Below are 20,304 nucleotides of genomic sequence, written 5' to 3' on the forward strand. Positions count from 1 at the left end.
GAAAGTTCGGGAGCGAATGTCTCGCTTTGTTAAGCGATCCCTCCCAAAAATAATCTTGACGCTTGTGCCATCAGCTGATAATATACTTGATAATTCCAATCGAATAACTATGATAAATAAATTTGAATCGACCAGTCTGCTGGAGATCATGAGCATCCTTCATGATCTCCTTTTTGTCGTATGGACCTCGATTTACTATCAACCAAGGAGCGGGGGGATCAACGATTGCGTGCACAGGATGAATTGAAACTGACGGCGGATGTCCTCGTCATTGGCGGCGGTCCCGCAGGGGCTTGGGCAGCCTGGAGCGCGGCGTCCCAAGGTGCCAAAGTCATATTGGCCGATAAAGGGTTTCTGGGCTCCAGCGGGGCAACGGCACCCGGAGGAACCAATCTGCTATATTTGCCCCCTGACCATAAGCTGCGCGATGAAGCCGTGGCCCAGCGGATGAAGGAGGGCGGTTATTTATCGGAACCGGATTGGATCCATCGCGTGCTGGATCAGGTATACATCAATTTGGAACGCGTGGAGGCATGGGGATACCCGTTTCGCCGCGATGAGAACGGGGTCCCCATGCGAGACCATTTGCAGGGCCCGGAATATATGAAGCTGATGCGAAGCGCGGTCAACCGGGCGGGCGTACGGATCATGGATCAGTCCCCGGCGCTCGAGCTGCTTGCCGACGAGCATGGGGTCGGAGGAGCACGAGGCATATGCAGGCAGAAGAACAAGCATTGGGAGGTACGGGCACAGTCGGTTGTCATAGCTACCGGCGGCTGCGCCTTTCTGAGCAAGGGCCTTGGCTGCAACGTGCTCACAGGCGAAGGACTGCTCATGGCGGCGGAGCTTGGCGCCGAGCTATCCGGTATGGAATTCAGCCGCCAATATGCGCCGAGCGCGGCGTTTGGCACGGTGACCCGGGGGCGGCTTCTCAACTGGGCGACGTATTATGACGAAGACGGGAATACGCTGTACAGCCCCGGAGGGCCCAGGCCGCATGATTTTCTGCCGACGATGCTCCGCAAAGGACCGGTATACGCCATGCTGAATCATGCCGACACGGAAGAGAAACGGCGCATTTTAAGGCAATCGCACGCCATCTTCTTTGTTCCGTATGATCGGGCGGGAATCGATCCCTTTAAGGAGCGTTTTCCCTTGACCCTCCGCTATGAAGGGACGGTCCGCGGAACCGGAGGCATCCGGATCACCGGCGAAGATTGCGCGACGACGGTACCGGGTCTGTACGCCGCCGGCGATGCCGCAACCCGGGAGCGGGTGACCGGTGCCAAGTCGGGCGGAGGGGCTTTTAATGCCTCTTGGGCGATTTGCTCGGGAACGTGGGCTGGCGAATCGGCGGCGAAGCATGCGCTGAGTACGCGTTCTTCTGCGGACGGCCGTCGCCTGCAAGGTGCGGGGCGGGCCGGAATGTCCCATCCATCCGCAGCACATGGGCAGGGAATGGATGCATCCGGCCTAATTCAATCGGTACAGCGGGAGGTGTTTCCGCTGGATATCAATTATTTTCGCAGCGAACCGGTCCTGCAGCAATCGCTCGAACGGCTGAACGGGCTATGGCCGGAAGTGTACGCGAAGGTAACCGGGGGTTCGCGCGAGCGGATCAAGGCAAGGGAAGCGGCGGCCATGGCGGCAACGGCAAGATGGATGTATGCGGCTGCGCTGACCCGGCGGGAAACCAGAGGGATGCATACCCTTCTGGAATACCCGGATCCGAATCCGGACCAGCAGCATCGTCTGACCGTAAGGGGGATCGATCATATCCAGGTGTATCCTGAGGGGCGGCCGCCCCGGCAGGCAAGCCGAGGTACCATGGACGCTTGCCGACACTATGGTGGTTCAAGAAATAGGAGCAGTGAAGCCGTGGGGGCTGCTGCCTGGATCGCGGCAGCGGCCGGGGAGGTGGAAGGCTCATGATCGAGGTTGTCAGTCAGCAGCGGTGCATCGAGTGCGGCCTGTGCGTCAAGGTCTGTCCGACCAATGTATTCGACCGGACGGAGACTGGGCTTCCGGTCATTGCCCGTCAGGAGGATTGCCAGACCTGTTTTATATGCGAGGCTTATTGTCCTGCCGATGCTCTGTATGTTTCTCCCTTTGCGGATATGGAGCAGAAGGTGACGGAAGAAGAGCTGATCGCGGTAGGGATCATCGGAAGCTGGAGGGAGACGGTCGGCTGGGGACGCGGGCGGACCCGGCTGGCCGAGATCGACGAGACCCCGTTCATCGATCGGATTCTCCCCCGGCGAAGTTAAAGCAGGAACTAAACCAATAGCATTCATACTGTCAACCATTCTAATGGAGACATTCCTTCGGTTTTTCGAAGAATGTCTCCTTTTGTATTCGAGGAGAGAGGTGCGCTTATGAAACGGGTTTGGCTGATGTTCAGGTTAGATGATGGAAGATTTGCGTTTCCCGAGCCGGAGCGTGATCGCAATGAGTGACCATGCACGATTGTACCGGCATGACCCTCCGGCTCCGGTCCACGGCAGCGAGTCGCTGGTACCGGAGCCCGCCGCCGGGCAGCGGCAGAGGCTCTCCCCGGGCGAAGCAGGTGCCGGGATATGGAGGAAGTCGCTGGGCACCTTTGCTGCGGGCGCGGTTCTTCCCGTGTCGCTGCTGGTTTTATGGCAGGTGCTCGGCGACCTTGGTTACATCTCGGAGCTGCTCTTCCCGACGCCGCTTCGCATTGCGGAGGCTTTTGCCCACTTGGCGGGCTCGGGTGACCTTGGCGGTCATGTGCGGATCAGTTTGGTTCGTGCCGCAGCGGGTTTCGCCCTTGGAGGGGCTCTCGGCCTAGCCTTCGGTATTCTGGTCGGGGTATTCCGCATATCCGAGCGGGTGCTCGATCCATCCATCCAGATGGTCCGCATGATTCCGCATTTAGCGGTTGCGCCGCTGTTCGTGCTTTGGTTTGGAATCGGGGAGTCGTCCAAAATACTGCTGATCGCCAAAGGGGCTTTCTTTCCGCTCTATATCCAAACCTATCTGGGCATCCGCGGCGTGGATAACAAATGGTTCGAAGTAACAAGGGTTCTGGGTTTCACGCGTATCCAGCAAATCTTCAAGCTGGTCATTCCGTCCTCCCTGCCGCATATCTTCCTTGGGATCCGGCTGTCCCTCGGGCTTGCCTGGCTCGGGCTGGTCGTTGCCGAGATCATGGGCTCCACGTCCGGCATCGGCTATTTGATGACGGATGCCAGACAGTTCAGCAAAACCGCGACCGTGTTCGTGTGCATCGTCCTGTTTGCCGTCATCGGCAAAGCAGCAGACGCCGCGGTTAGGCTGATGGAGCGCAGGCTGCTGAAATGGAACGACAGCTATGAGGGTTAAAGCACGGCTTCTGTTTCCAAGAGAGAGGAGGAGACACGATGAATAACGCGAACGAACTTGCGCTGCCTGCGGCGGGGCAGCCACCCGCTGTATCGCAGCCGCCCAATCCTGCTGCCGCGCGCTCCAATCGCCGGCGTGCATCCTTACTACGGGCCATTGCGCTCGGATCGGCCCTTCCGGTTCTGGTGCTGGCCATATGGCAGCTGGCAGGCAATCTTGGCTGGATCGATGCGTTCTTCCTGCCGACGCCGGCGGCGATTTTCGAATCCCTCTGGAATCTGATCGCCTCGGGCAAGATGGCGACCCATCTGGGCATAAGCATCGGCCGCGCCGCTGCGGGCTTCGCCCTGGGAGGCAGCCTGGGCTTGATATTCGGCCTGCTGACGGGCTTCTCGCGCAAGTCGGAAATATTCCTGGATCCGACGGTGCAGATGCTGCGGATGATCCCGCATTTGGCGATCGCCCCGCTTATTATTTTGTGGTTCGGATTCGGAGAAACGTCGAAGGTGCTGATCATTGCGAAGGGAGCTTTTTTTCCGCTGTACGTCAATACGTTTCTCGGCATCCGGAGCGTCGACAAAAAGCTGTTCGAGGTATCGAGGGTCCTGCAGTACAGCCGGGTTCAGCAGATCATCAAGCTGATCATCCCGTCTTCGCTGCCTAACCTGTTAATGGGACTCCGCTTATCGCTGGCGGTATCCTGGCTCGGGCTCGTCGTTGCGGAGCTGATCGGTTCGCAGTCGGGGGTCGGGTTTCTCATCAATCTTGCCAAGCAATCCTCGTTAACGGAGCAAATTTTTGTGGGTGTATTGGTTTTTGCCGTCGTCGGCATGATGGTGGATCTGTTCGTCCGTTCTCTGGAACGCCGCTTGCTGAAGTGGCGGGATAGTTACAAGGGATGATCCGGCTTATGAATGAGAGAACCGAGGGACAATGATGATTAGGAGGGGAACATGCATGAGTTCACGTATTCAAGGCAGCACGCTTCAGTTGGAAACGGATGTGCTGGTCATTGGCGGTGGCCCGGCCGGAGCATGGGCGGCTTTAACGGCCGCGGCGAAAGGCAGCAATGTCGTGCTGGCGGATAAAGGGTTCTGCGGATCAAGCGGGGCAACGGCGCCGTCGGGCACGGGCGTATGGTACGTGGAGCCTGAAGGGCGGCAGCGCCAGGAAGCGAAGATGAGCCGGTATTTTATGGGCGGACGCTTAGCCGAGAATGAGTGGATGGATCGGGTCCTGGATCAAACCTACGAGAATATGAACCGTCTTGGCGACTGGGGGTATTCGTTCCCGGTCGATCCGGATGGCGGCATATTCCGGCGCGGCTTGCAGGGACCGGAGTATATGCGTCTCATGCGCAAACTGGTGAAAAGAGCCGGCGTCAAAATACTCGACCACAGCCCTGCGCTGGAACTTCTGGCGGATGAACACGGAGTGGGGGGCGCCGCTGGCGTAAGCACGCAGGGCGGCGATCCCTGGAGAGTCACGGCGGGTGCCGTTGTCATCGCAACCGGCGGCTGCGCCTTTCTGAGCAAAGCGCTGGGATGCAACGTGTTGACCGGTGACGGCTATCTGATGGCGGCCGAGGCCGGGGCCGAAATGTCGGGCATGGAGTTCTCCAACGCCTACGCCATATCGCCAACGTTCTCCTCGGTGACCAAAACGGCGTATTACCGTTATGCAAGCTTTTACTACGAGGACGGCACGGTGGTAGAGGGAGCGGGCTCGACCAAAGGACGTTCCGTCATTGCCAAAAAACTGCTGGAGAACCGACAGGTATATGCCCGATTGGATCAGGCGCCCGCCGATCTGCAGCCGCTGCTCCGGGTGGGGCAGACGAATTTTTTCCTGCCGTTTGACCGTATGGGCATCGACCCGTTCAAGGATATGTTCCCGGTCACGCTTCGGCTCGAAGGGACGGTGCGCGGGACCGGGGGCATTCATATCGTGGACGAAACGTGCGCCACGAAGGTCCCCGGCTTGTATGCCGCCGGAGACGCCGCAACGCGGGAGCTGATCTGCGGCGGATTTACCGGAGGCGGCAGCCACAATGCCGCCTGGGCGATGTCTTCCGGCAGCTTTGCGGGCGAAGGCGCGGCGGACTATGCCAAATCGCTGGGACGGCATGCCGCTAGACGCGAGGTGCACGGATTGTCTTCGGCTCCGATCGTATCTTCCGGTACCTTCGGCTCGCTGCAGGAAAAGCCGCCGATTGCCGCGGAGGAATACATTCGGGCGGTGCAGGAAGAGGTCATGCCTTATGACCGGAACCTGTTCCGTACGGATGAGGGACTTCGGGATTCGTTGCAACGGCTCGACGGCGTGTGGAAATCGATCCGGCAGGAACCCATCCATCTTGATTATCAGGCGGTGAAGAAACGCGAGGCAGCGGCCATGGCTGCAACGGCCCGCTGGATGTACCGCTCGGCGCAGGCCAGGACGGAAACGCGGGGAATGCATAAGCGGGTTGATTATCCGGAGCTGGACGAGACGCAGCATTACCGCCTGATTACATCCGGGTTGGATGAAATCAGCGTCCGGGCGCAGCGCGTGAGCGAGGAGGCGGTTTCCCTTTGATTGAGCTGATCAGCGATGCCAGATGCGTGCAGTGCAATCTGTGCGTCTCCGTATGTCCGACCAACGTATTTGATGAAGTCGATAACGATGTGCCTGTCATTGCGCGCCAGAACGATTGCCAAACCTGTTTTATGTGCGAGCTCTATTGTCCGGCGGACGCGATGTACGTCGCGCCTCATCCGGACCGGCTCAGCGGGCTAAGCGAGGCGGAGCTGGAGCAGGCCGAGCTGTTGGGGGGCTACCGCGAGAAGGTGGGATGGGGACCCGGCCGAACGTCCATATCCAGCCATGCGTTTCTGGCTCAGCTCGCGAAGCGATCTGTTCCTTGATCGTCAGCCTCCCCCCTTTTTCAGGCAGCTCCACTCTTCCCGTCTGCATGGGAAGCATGATCTGCGGGCTCATTGAGGCCAGGGTTTGCCGGGGATTCCATGAAGCCCCGTAAGAAGCAAGAGGCGTAAGAAGCGAAAGCGAGGCAGTGTCATATCGAGATGGGATCTGTGAGGGGAGAGAAATCGAATGGAGAATCGAAACGTTGAGAAACACAAGCGAAAGCGATACGCGATTTTATTGACGCTGGTGGCGGCGGCGCTTGCTTTTTCGCAGGGCTGCGGCATCAAAGATCAAATAACGGAGGCATCAAGCTCCGGCGTGCCGAAAACGCTCAATTACGGATATATAGGAACCAATGCCCTGAATGTGCCTGGAGGCGCTGAGGGCTGGGGGTTCCATAAGGGCATTATTCAGGAAGAGCTCAAGAAGCACGGGATTGAAACGGTAAACTTGACCGCCTTTCCGAACGGTCCGGATTTGAGCGAATCGCTGATCAGCGGTCGCCTGGACTTTGGCAGCTTGGGCGATACGCCGGCCATCCTGTCACGCTCAACGGGAGCGAAGACCAAGGTGATTACCCAAGGCTCGACCGACAGCATCGGGTATCTCGTAGCGAAGAAGGGAGGCCCGGCTTCCCTGGAAGAGTTAAAGGGAAAAACGGTAGCCACTCAAAAAGGTTCCTTCCACCACCGATACTTGGCCGGTCTTTTGAAGAAAGAGGGGCTGGCTGAGGATGTGAAGGTCATCCACCTGCTTCGCGTGGATGCGGAGGCTGCCCTGGCCCGCGGGGAAATCGACGCGATGACCAATACCGGCGTATATACGCTCAAACAAATCGATGAAGGCTATACGCTGCTGGACGATGCCACCAAGCATCCCGAGCTGTATGGAACCAGCGTAACCGTGGTGTCGGAGGATTATCTGGCGAAATATCCGGATTTCGCCAAGGCGTGGAATGAAGCCCGTTCCAAGGCGCTAGAGGATTTAAAGCTGCATGAGGAAGAGTACTATGCGTTTCTGGCCGAATTGCAGAGCGCGAAGGTGGAGTACGTGAAGAAGGTTAGCCCGATCGAGCTGATCAAAGAGGTTCCTTTTACCGAACAAGGGCTGCAGCTGCTGGAAGGAACGAAGGCCTTTCTGATCGAAGAGAAGCTGGCGGAAACCGATTTTGCATTGGACGATTGGCTGATCAAGCCTTAACCAAGCTTAGACCAAGCCGTATTACAATAACCCGCAAGGGGTAAGGAGAGATGATCGTATGACCAGACCTGATCCAACCGTAATCGTATCAGCCCTGTCGAAGAAGACGGTGGCGGAACAAACGCGCCGTCCCGAATATCCGGTGCATGCCCACTTTGTGAATCGATGGTCTTCGAGGGCCTTTGACTCCCGTCCGGTCGAAGAGGATGTGCTGTATACCGTCTTGGAGGCGGCCCGGTGGGCACCCTCCTCGGGCAACGGGCAGCCGTGGCGGTTTATCGTTGCCCGAACACAGGAGGAGCGGGAGCGATTCCGGTCTTTTATCCGTCCTGGAAACCGCGTGTGGAGCGATCGCGCGCCGGCGCTTGTCCTGCTCGTTTCCTACACGCTGAATGCCAATGGGGAACCGGGCGGAAGCCACGCGTTTGATGCGGGGGCTGCTTGGGGAACAATCGCTTCGCAGGCTGCTTTGCTTGGGCTGAATACTCGCGCGATTGGCGGCTTCGACCATGGGCTTGCCCGCGAAGTCCTGCATATTCCGGAAGAATATGATCTGCATGCGGTCATAACGCTTGGATACCGCGGGGATAAATCGGTGCTGCCGGAGACGCTGCAGGAACGGGAGGTCCCTACGGACCGACGATCCTTGAATGAACTGGTGCATGAAGGAGTATTTCAGGCTAAGGAATGATGCCCGGCCACTCCGCACGAAAAACCGTTCCTTGGTTAACCGTGCTGTCCACGCTCATTTGGCCGCCATGCGCGTTCATGATGGACTGGGTGATGGACAATCCAAGACCGGCACCGCCGTGCTGCCGGGTCCGGGATTCATCGATGCGGTAGAACCGCTCGAACAGATAGGGCAGATGCTCCTTCGAAATCCCGGCTCCATTGTCGCTGACCCGCAGTACGGCGTGGTCCTTGGTTTTATCCACCGTAACGGTAATCCGCCCTGTGTCGGAATCGGTATGCTGTACCGCATTATGGAACAGGTTGTAGATGACCTGCTTGATCTTGTCGGGGTCACACCGGCACAGCACGGCTGCCGCTTGAATCGTTACGTTTCTGCCTTGAGCCAGCATCCTGAGATGGGGCTCCATCTCTAGCAGCAGCCGATCCAGCCGGGTATCCTGTAGATGAAGCTCCGGCTTACGGTCAAGTTTGGCCAACAGAAGCAAATCCTCGACCAATTTCTTCATGCGCTTCGATTCGCCGTGCATGCTGGACAGTGCTGCATGGAGCTGATCCTTGTTGTCGGCGGCGCCGCGTCCAAGCACCTCCAGAAAGCCGTGAATCGAAGTAAGCGGCGTGCGCAGTTCATGGGAAGCATCGGCAATAAACCTCCGCATCTGCTCTTTCGCCTCGCGTTCCGCTTCAAACGCTCCCTCAAGCCTATTCAGCATGCCGTTAAACGATTGGGCCAAGCGGTCAATCTCCTGCTGACCCTGCATGGCCGGAAATCGCTCCGCCAAGTTTCCGGCATCCGTTCGTTCCACTGTTTCGACCATTCGGCTTAGCGGGTTAAGCGTCCTGCGCAGCAATGGCAGGTACAATGCAATCCCGCCAGCCATGGCAAGCAAAGCCAACGCGGCAAATATCAGCAGCTGCCGCAGCAGAACGGCATGGAGCGGCTGCGTATCCATTCCAAGCTGCAGTATACCGGAAGGGCTGTTAGGGCTGCCGTAAGGGCGAAAAACAACGATCTGTTCGGTGCCTTGGGCATCGTCAATCACTTCGTACGGAACGGGCCGACGCTCTTTGAATTGCTCCAGAATCGAGGTATAAGCCTCTGCTGCCAGCTGCGGCGCGGACAGACCGTTGTCACTGGCCAGGTCGGTGTAGCTTCCGTTCGTTGCGATCTTGGCAAGCGACATATTCGGCAGAAAGAGCAGAGGTCTATCCTCCTGGCGGGGCATGACCGCATGGGCGTCGTTATTCGGAACAGAAGGCCGGTTATGTTGCACGCGACCAGGCTCCCACATCTCCACGGGGATAGAGCGGACCTGAAGCGAAAGCGCCTCGGCCTGATTGCGGAACAGGGCGTTTTTCATCAGTACATATTGCAGCGCTCCGATCAGCACGAGCAGAAGCGCCAAGACGAGAAGGGAACGCGACAGGAGCTGCGTGCGCAGAGACGTTGGCCGAGATGCGCGTATACGGTTTCGGAAACTCATGGCAAATCCACCCGGTAGCCGGCTCCGCGAAGCGTGCGAATGACCCGATGCTCCTTGTCCCCAAGCTTCTCTCGCAGGGATCGGATATAGACCTCCACGATGTTATCCTCTCCCCCAAAGTCATAATCCCACACAATATTCAATATGTTCGATTTGCTCAGAACGCTGCCGTGTTTGGTCACAAGCAGTTTGAGCAGTTTATATTCCGTTGGGGAAAGCTCCAAGGCTTCCCCCAGGTATGAAATTTCTTTCTTGCGGTCATCGATGGTGAATGGCCCAAGCCGGATTTCGCCCAGCAGGCTCGGGAACTGATTGCGGAGTCGAGCTTGTATGCGGGCCAGCAGCTCTTCGAAACTGAAGGGCTTGGCCATGTAGTCGTCCGCTCCGGTCATAAGGCCCGTTACACGGTCATCGATCTCATCCTTCGCGGTGAGCATAATGACCGCAACATCCCGGCCTTCCTCCTTCAAACGTCTGCACACCGCAAGACCGTCCATTCCCGGCATCATCACATCCAGAACGATGACATGCGGCTCGAAGCCAGCTGCTTCCCTTAACGCACATTCTCCATCGGAGGCCGTGCGCACCTCAAACCCTTCATTTTGGAGACCAAGCTCCAGAAATTGCAGTATGTGCGGCTCGTCATCCACAAGCAAAACGCGAATACGATGCATGGATCCCATGACAAAACTCCTCTTCTTTCATTCCTTCAACTTTATCATACGTGCCGTAGCTGAATGAATTCTGAACGCGAACTGAAAATAAACTGAAAAATGATTCGCAAATATGCATTCTCAAATCAGGGAATTTAAGGATGTTGATATCTGTTCGGTTATCGTTAATACTATCTTAAAGCCAAGACAATCAATGCAGCACCTGTTCAAGATCCATCATGGATGGGTGAAAGGAGGAGACTGGACATGATAGGAAATGTATATCCACCCGAGAATCAGGGCAAGGGCTCACTCGATGGAGGAAGGATAACGGAGTTGAAGCCGATCGGTTTCTCCGGAGAAGGGTCAGCCGTGACCCGGGTAGGGCCGCTTTTCTATTGGTCCTGGTTTCGTGCGCCCGTCGAAGGTTATATCGCGTCTCATCCCCATCAGGGTTTTGAAATCGTGACTTATATGATTCAGGGAAAGTGCGACCATGAGGATTCGCATGGTACGCACAGCATAATAGGGCCAGGAGGCCTGCAATTGATGAGGGCCGGTTCCGGACTTACGCATGAGGAACTTCTGACCGGGCCGGATGCAGAAGGATTCCAGATTTGGTTTGAGCCGTATCTTCGCGATTCATTGAAGCAAAACCCTGCCTGTCGTCAGTATCGTCCGGATTCCTATCCGGTAACCCGTATCCAGGGGGGATTGGTCAAAACGATGATCGGCGGTTCCGCCCCAACCGATCTGTCCGTGGACGTGAAGATGCTGGATATTCAAATTCTGGCCGGGCACGAAGCACGATATGAACTGAAAACCGGCAGGCGCGCGGCTGCGCTTGCCGTAAGGGGAGCCGGCAGCTTTAGCACGGAAGAGGATAGCCTCCTGTTTCATCATCGGGACTTTATGGTAATCGATACGGTGCCAGGTGAGACGATAAGCCTTAAGGCGCAAGAGAATGTCAGGGTCATCCTGATTGACGTACCGGAAAACCCTGGATATCCGCTCTATTCCAAGCGGCCATAGGGTCAAAAGTTTACAATATTGTAGTGGAATGAAATTGAGAAGGTACGATAAACTAGAGCCTGTCAGATGGGGTATCCGTCTGATCAGGCTTTTTTTTTTAAAAAAGTATGACAGGGAATAGAGGTCATCTTCCAGGCAGCAATCGCAAGGAAAAATACATATATTTGGTAAGCAGAAAGACCCAACAAAGAAATCCGGACTTCTTTAGGCCGGACTGGTTGGGTTATTTTGGCATGTTTTTTTCTATAATAATCTATTTATACTAAATTCAAGTATAATAAGAGACTAAAGTCCTCCTCTTTACCAATAGTTGGCATGTGTTTTTGTGAGGATGGTAGCATGCGTCCCGAGACACAGCCTGTCTATAATGATTGCGGGATCACGAAAATGACATTTTCGTCATTCCACAATCAAACGAGATGGGGGAGATCGTTATTTTCTCGAAAAAAAGATTTAAACAATTGATGGCCGGAGCGCTGTTATCAGCAGCGGTTCTTGGTTCTTACGGATATGGGTCTGTGAATGAAGTGTCTGCTGCCAGCGTGCAGTCTGTAACCAAAGGTGTAGCAAGCTCGAATGTGTACATGCGCAATAAGCCTTCGACTTCGGGTAAAGTCGTTGACCGCGTGCATAAGGGTGAGCGCGTTCAAATTCTGGGCAAGAGCTCAAGCTGGTATAAAATCAAAACTTCGGACGGCAAGCAAGGATATGCTTCGTCTAAATATATTAACCAAAGCAGCGGATCTTCTAACACTTCCGGCAATTCGGGAAGCACGGCGCCTTCTGCGAGCGCAAGCGTTGAAAAAGTAATCAGTGCAGGCATGAAGTATCTGGGCACGCCGTACGAATTCGGTTCTAACCGCAATTCAACGAGTACCTTTGACTGCTCGGCATTTGTTCGCCGCGCATTCATGGACGGCGCTAACATTACGCTGCCAAGCGATTCCCGCAAGCAAGGGCAGTACGTCAAAGATAAAGGAACGGCTGTTTACAACGTCAATCAATTAAAGCGCGGGGATCTGGTATTCTTCATGAGCTACCGAGGTTCATCCGCTTCCGCTTATGCCGGATTGGACAAGTCCAAACAGCGGATTACGCACGTAGCGATCTATCTGGGAGACAACAAGCTGCTGCATACGTACTCGAAACAATCGGGCGGGGTCCTCGTAGGTAACTTCGGCGATTCTTGGAAACACCGCTTCATGCACGGCGGAAGCGTACTATAAAACATCGTTCCATGGATAAGATTTATCCATGGTTAGAATAAAAACAGAAGGACTGTCCGGTTGGGAGATCTGAACGATCTTTAACGGGCAGTCCTTTGCGTTATGCGATTTGCATTTCGCTTTCGATTTCAGTAAGGTGGACAGTAGGAACGGGACAACAGCATGAAGATAGGAACAGGAGGGACGATGATGAACGGTGGGCAGCGTTCCAATATCAGACCGGGGCTTGAGGTTGATATCGTACTGAAGCAGGACCAGAGAACGGGAAAATTAACCCGCGGCGTGGTCAAAGATATTTTGACCAATTCGCCCAACCATCCGCACGGCATTAAAGTACGTCTTCAGGACGGCCAAGTGGGACGGGTGAAGAACATTTACGAGTCGTAACATTCGATGCGCTTCGAGACTAAAGGCCATAGGCGCCTGGGATATAGCAAACCATTTGCTGTATCCAAAACTTCGCAAATCTGAGGAGTTTTGGATGCGGCTTTTTTGCATTTCCATGCAACATTGCTCACAATCCATCCGTCTGGAGGTTGAGGTGAACAAAAAAGATGAGAAGATACCTTTATATGGGGTTTATCTTGATGTTGATGTTAACGGGCTGCGCGAAGCAGGAGCTACAGGGGGCAGATCCGACTGGACCTTCATTGAATAAAGCTGCCAGGGGGAGTCAGGCGGAAATTACCGACGGGGACTTCGTGTATCGACTCGTTAGCGAGAAAGAGGAGTATGAACAGGGAGATCAAGTTCAAGTATACGGGGAGCTGGAGTATATCGGCAAAGAGGATGAGATTACGATAGGCCATGCGGCCTCCGCTTTTTATTTCCCGATGAAAGAGCTCACAAGAGACTACAACATCAGTTATGCCATGAACGAGCCCTATATTACAACCAAGCTGAAAAAGGGCGAGCCGCTGCGCGAATATTACAAAATCGGCGGTGGATACGACAGCAGGGACGACAAGAAATTCAAAGATTTCATCCATTCGCTGAAGGATGGTTTTCCGGGCGGGCGCTACGTCGTCTACGGATCCGCGGATTTCGTGATCGATGCCATGTCGCAGGGCGCGAGTCAGAGCGGCTCGGACGGGGAAGAGCCAAAGCGCTATAAGATACAAGCCGAGATCGAATTCAGCGTAAGCGAAGAGAAGAAATAAAACAAAGGGGTAACCGGCAGATTCTATGAACCTGCGGGTTACCCCTTTTAGCATGCTTATTGGAAGCCTTGGCCTTGATGTGTGTTAGGAAAACCTTGTTGGCCGTATGAAGGCTGAATATGCTGTGTTTGGTTGTGGGCTTGAACGGAGTACTCGACTTGTTTAACGATCTGGGAGATTTGCTGATACTGCTGCATCGCCTGTTGATGGCCTTGAAGGGCAGTTTGGATCATCTGCGCCGCTTGACGCTCACGCTGAGCGAGTTCCTCGAGTCGGGCCGCATTTTGCTGCTCTTGCTGCATCAGCTGCTGGTACATAGCCGAGCCCTGCTGCGTTTGCTGGGTCAGCTGCTGAAGAATTTGCTCGCACTGACGAATTTGCTGCGAAATTTGCGAATTGTTGTTATTCATTGGATACATGGCGTGTATTCCTCCTAAGAATTGTGGTTTCAATCCTTGGTTAGTGTACGGAAGAATACGTTAAATCATCCTGAATTATAATGTGAGCTGCCCTTCCAATATATGGACAAATTCCTCCAAAAAGGCTTGATCCTCTTGGTCGAAACGGTTCTTGAGCGGACTGTCGATATCCAGAACGCCATATAATGCGCCATCCACCATCATGGGCACCACAATCTCGCTGTTCGAAGCCGCATCGCAGGCAATGTGCCCCGGGAACTCATGTACGTCGGCTACAAGCAGTGTCTGCTGTTTAGCCGCAGCGGTTCCGCAAACTCCGCGATTCATCGGAATCCGGATGCAAGCGGGCAGTCCTTGGAATGGCCCGAGCACCAGCTCTTTGCCATCATAAAGATAGAAGCCGACCCAATTCGTATCGGACAGGAACTGTTTAAGCAGCGCAGATGCATTGGACAAGTTGGCAATGGCATTCGGCTCGTCGTGGATAAGTGCTTTCAACTGATTCAGGACCTGGGCGTATTGCTCGCTCCTAGTGCCTTCATAGGGTGTGTTTTGAAACATTGGATATCCGCCCTTCCTTCATTTGCGTTGATTCATTCACCTTAGTATAAGTATATGATATTCGTCAAGGGACAAGCCATGGGAAGAAAGGCTCCGGCGAATCCGGCTGATTCCTGACCATGTCGCAGGGGTAATGTATGACATGACCAGGTATCAATTCAATCAGGTGGAGGGAGAGAAGATCGAATGCGCGCAGACGTTCAAAATTTGTTTATCGGTATTCATATGCTCTATCACGCCCATGAGCGGGACCTTACGATCAGCGAGATGCAGCCCGAGCTGGAGCGTCATGGATATAAGGTCGGCGACCGGGAGGTTAAGCATGAACTCGAACGCTTGACCGAGGAGAACTTCCTGACGGCGCACGGTGAGGGGTACAGCCTCACGGGAGCCGGGATTGAGGAGTTCAAGGAAATCCAGATCAGGCTTAAGGAGCTTTGCGATGAAGTGCTTAAACCGGTGAACCCGAAAAAGGCCGATTCCATGGCGTAGGGCAGATAACAGCATAACAATTGAAAAAAGCCCCCGACTCACGCGGATCCAGCGTGCAGTGCGGGGGCTTTTTGAGCCGCCGTCCTATACTGTCTCAAGGGATCCGTCCAGTTCCAGATGGAAGGTATTTTGGGCTGGCGCTGCTTCCGGCTGCGCTGCGCGGGCAGCTGCCGGAAGCGGTGCCTGGACGGGTTGATCTATATGTTCACGAAGGAAAGAGTGCACGCCTTCCCGATATTGCTCGGGATCCACATGATAAGCGTTCGCATGGATAGCGCCTTCGATAAGAAGAAGTTGTTTCGGGTCCGGTTTGGCTTCGTACATCTCGATGCTCATTCGGGTAGGCACGTAATTATCCTTGGTGCCATGGATGAACATAACCGGAAGCGTGCTGTTCCGAACAGCACGGATCGGGCTGACCTGATCGAGGCTGAACCCGGCTTTACGCCGAATTCTGGCGTTCACCCAGGACAGGAACGGCACGGAGGGGATTTTGTTGATGCGCGTAAGCTGATGCCGCATTAAATCCGTCAAATCGGAATACGGGCAATCCGCGATGACAAGCTTGACCTGCGGATCGGCAATGGATAAATACTCCAGCACGGTTCCGCCTCCCAGCGATTGTCCATGCAGCCCGATTGCCACATCCTCGCCGTATTTGCGGGTAATCCAGCGCACCCACGCCTGCACGTCGTGTTTCTCATAATAACCGTAGGTGGTATAGCGTCCTTCGCTTCGTCCATGCCGGCGCTGATCGATCAGGAGCACGTTGTACCCCTCTTCCGTAAACAAATCAATGAATTGGGTGGATACGGCTCGCGAACCGGTATAGCCGTGGGCAAGAAGCATCCAGTGCTTGGAGCCGGGATTGTTTAGAATGGCTGCGCCGCACAGCTTCAACCCGTCAAAGCTCTTGATCGCCACTTCGTTCTTTTGAAGCGATTCATATTTCTCTCTGCTGTACAGTCCGGCTTTTTCCAGCACCGTGAACAGCTTGAGGTCATTCTTTACGCGCATCCGCGTGATCTGCAGATATCCGATTTGCGTAATGGCAGCGGCAATGACAACGACGGTGAACAGCAAGACAATCGCGATATACATACTCAGATGACTTCCTCCTTCTTCCGCACTGTACAAGGGAGCCGTGACAAGCATATTGACGGAAGCCTCCCGAATCCATCAATATATATACATCCAGCTCTAAGATGTTGATGGGGGACCAGGATACGGATTGATTTTCGCTATACTCTTTTATACACGCACATAGTATCACCGGAAACAGCCGATGCAAGTCAGTTTTTTTGCGAGGGGGTGGAATACCATGTACAGATGCGAAGGAATCGTTCCGGGAATGAAGGGGCGGCGGATCCGGCTGCGAAGGATGGAGAGGGAGGATGCGGAAGCGATGCTGGGCTGTTGGTCCGATCCCGCCGTAACCGCCTTTCTGGATATGCCCGTCATGGATTCAGCCGAGGACGCAAAGGCACTGATTGAGTGGCTGCAACGGCTTGCCGAGCAGGACGAAGCCATTCGCTGGGGCATAGAGATCACCGAAACAGGCCAATTGATCGGCAGCTGCGGATTTAATATATGGCAGCTGGAGGGCGCGTTCAAGGGCGAGTTTGGGTGTGAGCTGGCAAGCGGTTATTGGGGGAAGGGCTATATGACCGAGGCGGCCGAACTGGTTGCGGCTTTCGGGTACGCGTCCATGGGACTAAATAGAATCGAGGCTTTCGTCGATTCAAGAAATGAGCGTGCATGCCGATGGTTTGCGAAGAACGGTTATATGCGCGAAGGAGTGCTTCGCGATTATCGCCTTACGTCCGGCGGTTATGTCGATGCCGTCGTTTTTTCGCGATTGAGACGAGAATGGAACACGCTATAAGAGAGGCAGTTGGTGGAATATGCTGATTCAATATGAGAAGGGCGGCACGCTTCTTCATCGATATGATCCTTTAAGCAAGCTGGTGATCCTGTTCTGTACAGCGGTAATCGCCATGCTGCTCGACCAAGCCTGGCAGCAGGCGTTGTTTCTCCTGTTATGCATCGGCCAAGCCCGATTCGCCGGCCAGGTGTCTTGCAAGCGTCTGCTGGGAGGGATCCGGCTCATTGCAATCGTTGCGATACCCTACTTCATTCTGACCAGCTTGACGGTCCAAGGGGACACCGTATGGCTGCAGTGGGGACCCATCACCCTGACGGTTGAGGCTCTGAACGCCGCGGGTGCCATGTCGCTCCGGATGTTTACGTTGTTTCTGACCTCGATGGCGTATATCTTGACGACGGATCCGAGAGAACTGGTTGCCGAGCTGACCCGACGTCTTCGAATCCCTTACCGGTTTGCGTTTGGCGTATCCGCTGCGCTGACCTTCATTCCGCTGTTGGAGGAGGAGGGTGCCCATATTCTGGCTGCCCAGCAGGTAAGGGGCCATCGACCGCCCAAGGGACTCGGAAGCCGCATCGGCTACGGATTGAAGTTTGTTTCGGCTGTCCTGCTTAATGCGCTGCGTCGTGTTCAGCAAACGGCGGGCGCAATGGAATCCAAAGGATTTGGCGCATACCCGGACCGAACCTATCGCACGGAGGTTAACATTCCTTCATGGGCGGTCGCATCGGCAGTTATGTATGTACTGGCAACGGTTTTCGTGTGGTGGATTACCTAAATTGTTAACCTTAAAGAACGAAAAATGGGTTGACGTTAAGAGCCGAAGTGTGCAAAATATGAAAAGAAGCGTTGACGAACGCTAGCACAGCCGCCGACGGCGGCTGGTATGAAGGAGGACTACCTTTGAATTCATCATCACAGAAAAAATGGTTTGCTTTTACGACGCAGGAGATTATCCTGATGGCAATGCTTGCTGCCGTTAATGCCGTTCTCACCGTATACATAGGGCCGGTTAACAAGCTGTTGAACAGTCTGGGCGGACCCATCGCCACTTCGACGACGACGGGAATCTACATGGTTTATGGACTCTTGGCTTACTACATCATTCGTAAACCGGGAACGGCGGTTGTCACGTTTGCGATCGGCGGCACGATTCAGGCTCTGACCGGTACGGTATACGGCATTGCTTCGTGTTTTGTGGCCGCAGGCTGCTACATGATCGTGGCGGAGACGATTTTCGCGATCTACCGATACAAAAAGTGGAGCGCAAGCGCTCTAATGCTGGTTGGCGGGGCGATGGTACCGCTCTGGTTCCTGTTCGCGGCCAACATGTTCGGGTATACGTCCTGGCCGATCGAAGTGCTTGGCATTGCGCTGGTGGTGCGTATTCTGAGCGGCGTTCTCCTCTGCGGCCTATTAACCAAGGTTTTAGGCGAGGCATTAGTGAAGACGGGCCTGCTTCGCCGTTTCGCCGTCGCGGTTAAGGGATAGACCGATGTCGGGAACAAGGGTGTCATGCCGGGGACTGGGATTCCGCTATGACGGAGAGGAACATCCGGTTATCCACGATATGAATCTGGACATAGCGGAGAGCGATTGGGTCGCGATTCTTGGTGCCAGCGGCAGCGGGAAGTCGACGCTGTGCCAGCTGTTATGCGGCCTTCTTCCGCGGAGCGGCGGAGGCGCAAGAACGGGGGAAGTGCTGCTGGACGGCATGGATCCTGCAGCGGCGCCGATAGCCGACGTAGCGGATGCGGTCGGGGTGCTGTTTCAGGATCCGGATGCCCAGCTCGTTCAGGGGATCGTCGAGGACGAAGCGGCCTTCGGTCCTGAAAATATGCGGGTTCCGCCCGCGGAAATCGAGGAGCGGGTGGTGCAGTCCCTTGCGGAGGTCGGGCTGCTTCACCGGCGGACCGATCCGGTGCGCAGCCTGTCCGGCGGACAGCGGCAGCGCACGGCCTTGGCCGCGGTGCTGGCGCTGCGCCCGCGGCTCTTCGTCTTCGACGACGCCTGCGCCAGCCTGGATGCCGCGGCGCAGGCGAACTTCCTGCAGCTGTGCCATAAGCTGCAGGCGGAGGGCCGGACGCTGATCACCGCGTCCGGCCGCTTTGACGATGTCGCGCGCGCCGCTGGGCGCGTCATCGTCCTGGACGGCGGCACCGTCGTGCTCGACGGGCCGCCGGAGGAGCTGCTGCACCGCTGCGGGGAGCACCTGGTGCAGCTGGGCTTGCTGCCTCGGCCCGCAGGCGAGGCAGCGAGTGCCGCCGCCGGGGACAAGCCTGTCCCGGCAGCAACTCCCCCGCATCCGGCAGCGCGCCATGCGGAATTGCCGGTCCCCGCAGGTTCCGCGCCTGCGGCGGTATCCCATGCGGGCAAGCCAGTTCCTGCAGGTTCCGTACCTGCGGCGGAATTCCATGCAGAAGGCGCCAGGCTGTCTGCCGTCTCCCCGCTGCTCCGGATCGATTCGCTGACGTTTGCGTATCCCGGCGGACGGGAGGCGCTGCGCGACATCGATGCGAAGATTGATCCCGGCGACTGGGTGCTGCTGACGGGGGAGAACGGATCGGGCAAAACGACGCTCAGCCGCCTGATCATGGGCCTGCTGCGGGCTCCGGCAGGCAGCATACGCTGGCAAGGGGAAGATACGAAGGGAATGGCCGTCTACCGCAGGGCCGAGTTGATCGGCTACGTGTTCCAGCAGCCGGAATATATGTTTACGGCCCCGAATGTTTGGGAGGAGCTGATCTACAGCCTCCATGGCGGGATGTCCGTGAAGAAGCGCCCGGAGCTGACGGCCGGCCAGCAGCAGCGGGCGAGGGTTCTGTTAGAGATGGCGGGACTTACGGATCGTCTTCAAATGTCTCCTTATTTGCTTAGTCAAGGCGAGAAGCGTCTCTTAAGCATCATCAGCCAATTGATGCTGGAAAGACCGCTGTATATCCTGGACGAGCCGACCTCGGGAATGGACTATGCCGCCATCGATAAAGTAACCGAGCTGTGCCGTTATGTCATCGGGGAAGGCTCGGCCATCCTGATGATCACGCACGATCCCGAGCTCATGAAGCGGCACGCCACTTCCTTTATTCATCTTCGGAACGGGAAAATGTCTGTGCAACCTTCGCGGTAACCTTTATAATAGAAATGTTACATGATGTGAAAGCGCTCCTGGTATCGGGAGGCGCTTTTATGCTGTTGGCCCCGGTTTTGTCCTAATAGGATCGGCAGGGACAGGAGTCATGCCGGGGCCGTC

General features: G+C 55.6%; 22 protein-coding genes. 18 read left to right on the plus strand and 4 right to left on the minus strand.

Features of this window, described 5'->3' with window-relative positions; translation table 11 throughout:
• Positions 1 to 225 precede the first annotated feature (225 nt).
• The 8 genes from GYMC10_RS04030 to GYMC10_RS04065 all read left to right on the plus strand — a co-directional run bounded on the left by GYMC10_RS04030 (position 226) and on the right by GYMC10_RS04065 (position 8,143).
• Positions 226 to 1,932 (plus strand): FAD-dependent oxidoreductase, encoded by a 1,707-nt coding sequence (locus GYMC10_RS04030; protein WP_012818979.1) that lies wholly within the window; start codon positions 226 to 228, stop codon positions 1,930 to 1,932.
• The gene (locus GYMC10_RS04035) at positions 1,929 to 2,267 is read left to right on the plus strand and encodes a ferredoxin family protein (RefSeq protein WP_012818980.1); all 339 of its coding nucleotides are present in this window, start codon (positions 1,929 to 1,931) and stop codon (positions 2,265 to 2,267) included. The genes GYMC10_RS04030 and GYMC10_RS04035 overlap by 4 nt, the downstream gene beginning before the upstream one ends.
• A gap of 181 nt (positions 2,268 to 2,448) precedes the next feature.
• Entirely contained in the window at positions 2,449 to 3,345 is an 897-nt protein-coding gene (locus GYMC10_RS04040; protein ID WP_012818981.1) for an ABC transporter permease, read from the plus strand.
• 38 nt (positions 3,346 to 3,383) lie between these two features.
• Positions 3,384 to 4,247, plus strand: a complete 864-nt coding sequence (locus GYMC10_RS04045; RefSeq protein WP_012818982.1) for an ABC transporter permease — start codon at positions 3,384 to 3,386, stop codon at positions 4,245 to 4,247.
• 55 nt (positions 4,248 to 4,302) lie between these two features.
• Complete coding sequence (locus GYMC10_RS04050; protein WP_012818983.1) at positions 4,303 to 5,922, plus strand: FAD-dependent oxidoreductase; 1,620 nt, start codon at positions 4,303 to 4,305, stop codon at positions 5,920 to 5,922.
• The gene (locus GYMC10_RS04055; RefSeq protein WP_012818984.1) at positions 5,919 to 6,251 is read left to right on the plus strand and encodes a 4Fe-4S binding protein; all 333 of its coding nucleotides are present in this window, start codon (positions 5,919 to 5,921) and stop codon (positions 6,249 to 6,251) included. Before GYMC10_RS04050 ends, GYMC10_RS04055 begins: the two co-directional genes overlap by 4 nt.
• 187 nt (positions 6,252 to 6,438) lie before the next feature.
• Complete coding sequence (locus GYMC10_RS04060; RefSeq protein ID WP_012818985.1) at positions 6,439 to 7,452, plus strand: ABC transporter substrate-binding protein; 1,014 nt, start codon at positions 6,439 to 6,441, stop codon at positions 7,450 to 7,452.
• 58 nt (positions 7,453 to 7,510) lie between these two features.
• Complete coding sequence (locus GYMC10_RS04065; RefSeq protein WP_012818986.1) at positions 7,511 to 8,143, plus strand: nitroreductase family protein; 633 nt, start codon at positions 7,511 to 7,513, stop codon at positions 8,141 to 8,143.
• Here GYMC10_RS04065 and GYMC10_RS04070 read toward each other — a convergent pair.
• Both GYMC10_RS04070 and GYMC10_RS04075 read right to left on the minus strand, forming a co-directional pair.
• Positions 8,133 to 9,626: a sensor histidine kinase gene (locus GYMC10_RS04070; protein WP_012818987.1), complete on the minus strand. Its 1,494-nt coding sequence runs from the start codon at positions 9,624 to 9,626 to the stop codon at positions 8,133 to 8,135. The two genes, GYMC10_RS04065 and GYMC10_RS04070, sit on opposite strands and share 11 nt — an antisense overlap.
• Positions 9,623 to 10,309 carry a response regulator transcription factor gene (locus GYMC10_RS04075; protein WP_012818988.1) on the minus strand — a complete coding sequence of 229 codons (687 nt, stop codon included), beginning with the start codon at positions 10,307 to 10,309 and terminating at the stop codon, positions 9,623 to 9,625. The genes GYMC10_RS04070 and GYMC10_RS04075 overlap by 4 nt, the downstream gene beginning before the upstream one ends.
• Before the next feature lie 237 nt (positions 10,310 to 10,546).
• Here GYMC10_RS04075 and GYMC10_RS04080 point away from each other — a divergent pair, with 237 nt between their 5' ends.
• The 5 genes from GYMC10_RS04080 to GYMC10_RS32440 all read left to right on the plus strand — a co-directional run bounded on the left by GYMC10_RS04080 (position 10,547) and on the right by GYMC10_RS32440 (position 14,134).
• Entirely contained in the window at positions 10,547 to 11,311 is a 765-nt protein-coding gene (locus GYMC10_RS04080; protein ID WP_012818989.1) for a pirin family protein, read from the plus strand.
• Between the two features lie 419 nt (positions 11,312 to 11,730).
• Positions 11,731 to 12,537, plus strand: coding sequence for a C40 family peptidase (locus tag GYMC10_RS04085; protein WP_012818990.1), 807 nt, complete (start codon positions 11,731 to 11,733; stop codon positions 12,535 to 12,537).
• A 189-nt stretch (positions 12,538 to 12,726) separates the two neighbouring features.
• On the plus strand, positions 12,727 to 12,924 hold the full coding sequence (locus GYMC10_RS04090; protein WP_006208161.1) for a YwbE family protein: 198 nt from the start codon (positions 12,727 to 12,729) through the stop codon (positions 12,922 to 12,924).
• 200 nt (positions 12,925 to 13,124) lie between these two features.
• Positions 13,125 to 13,697: a hypothetical protein gene (locus GYMC10_RS04095; protein ID WP_261979563.1), complete on the plus strand. Its 573-nt coding sequence runs from the start codon at positions 13,125 to 13,127 to the stop codon at positions 13,695 to 13,697.
• 119 nt (positions 13,698 to 13,816) lie between these two features.
• Complete coding sequence (locus tag GYMC10_RS32440; protein WP_041621924.1) at positions 13,817 to 14,134, plus strand: hypothetical protein; 318 nt, start codon at positions 13,817 to 13,819, stop codon at positions 14,132 to 14,134.
• A 57-nt stretch (positions 14,135 to 14,191) separates the two neighbouring features.
• On the opposite strand, the gene GYMC10_RS04105 is transcribed toward GYMC10_RS32440, so the two are convergent.
• Entirely contained in the window at positions 14,192 to 14,677 is a 486-nt protein-coding gene (locus GYMC10_RS04105; RefSeq protein WP_009594877.1) for a GAF domain-containing protein, read from the minus strand.
• Positions 14,678 to 14,863: 186 nt separating this feature from the next.
• Between GYMC10_RS04105 and GYMC10_RS04110 the strand changes: the two genes are divergently transcribed.
• Complete coding sequence (locus GYMC10_RS04110; protein WP_009594879.1) at positions 14,864 to 15,169, plus strand: hypothetical protein; 306 nt, start codon at positions 14,864 to 14,866, stop codon at positions 15,167 to 15,169.
• An 84-nt stretch (positions 15,170 to 15,253) separates the two neighbouring features.
• On the opposite strand, the gene GYMC10_RS04115 is transcribed toward GYMC10_RS04110, so the two are convergent.
• On the minus strand, positions 15,254 to 16,324 hold the full coding sequence (locus GYMC10_RS04115) for an alpha/beta hydrolase (protein ID WP_012818993.1): 1,071 nt from the start codon (positions 16,322 to 16,324) through the stop codon (positions 15,254 to 15,256).
• Positions 16,325 to 16,490: 166 nt separating this feature from the next.
• On the opposite strand from GYMC10_RS04115, the gene GYMC10_RS04120 reads away from it, so the two are divergent.
• From GYMC10_RS04120 to GYMC10_RS04135, 4 genes are all read left to right on the plus strand, one after another.
• Positions 16,491 to 17,054, plus strand: coding sequence for a GNAT family N-acetyltransferase (locus tag GYMC10_RS04120; protein ID WP_012818994.1), 564 nt, complete (start codon positions 16,491 to 16,493; stop codon positions 17,052 to 17,054).
• Between the two features lie 19 nt (positions 17,055 to 17,073).
• Positions 17,074 to 17,832, plus strand: coding sequence for an energy-coupling factor transporter transmembrane component T family protein (locus tag GYMC10_RS04125; RefSeq protein WP_012818995.1), 759 nt, complete (start codon positions 17,074 to 17,076; stop codon positions 17,830 to 17,832).
• 125 nt (positions 17,833 to 17,957) lie between these two features.
• Positions 17,958 to 18,545, plus strand: a complete 588-nt coding sequence (locus GYMC10_RS04130) for an ECF transporter S component (RefSeq protein ID WP_012818996.1) — start codon at positions 17,958 to 17,960, stop codon at positions 18,543 to 18,545.
• 4 nt (positions 18,546 to 18,549) lie between these two features.
• On the plus strand, positions 18,550 to 20,181 hold the full coding sequence (locus tag GYMC10_RS04135) for an ABC transporter ATP-binding protein (RefSeq protein WP_012818997.1): 1,632 nt from the start codon (positions 18,550 to 18,552) through the stop codon (positions 20,179 to 20,181).
• Positions 20,182 to 20,304: the final 123 nt, after the last annotated feature.

It is taken from the genome of Paenibacillus sp. Y412MC10 (assembly GCF_000024685.1).
In the GTDB taxonomy this organism is placed as follows: Bacteria; Bacillota; Bacilli; order Paenibacillales; family Paenibacillaceae; genus Paenibacillus_AQ; species Paenibacillus_AQ lautus_A.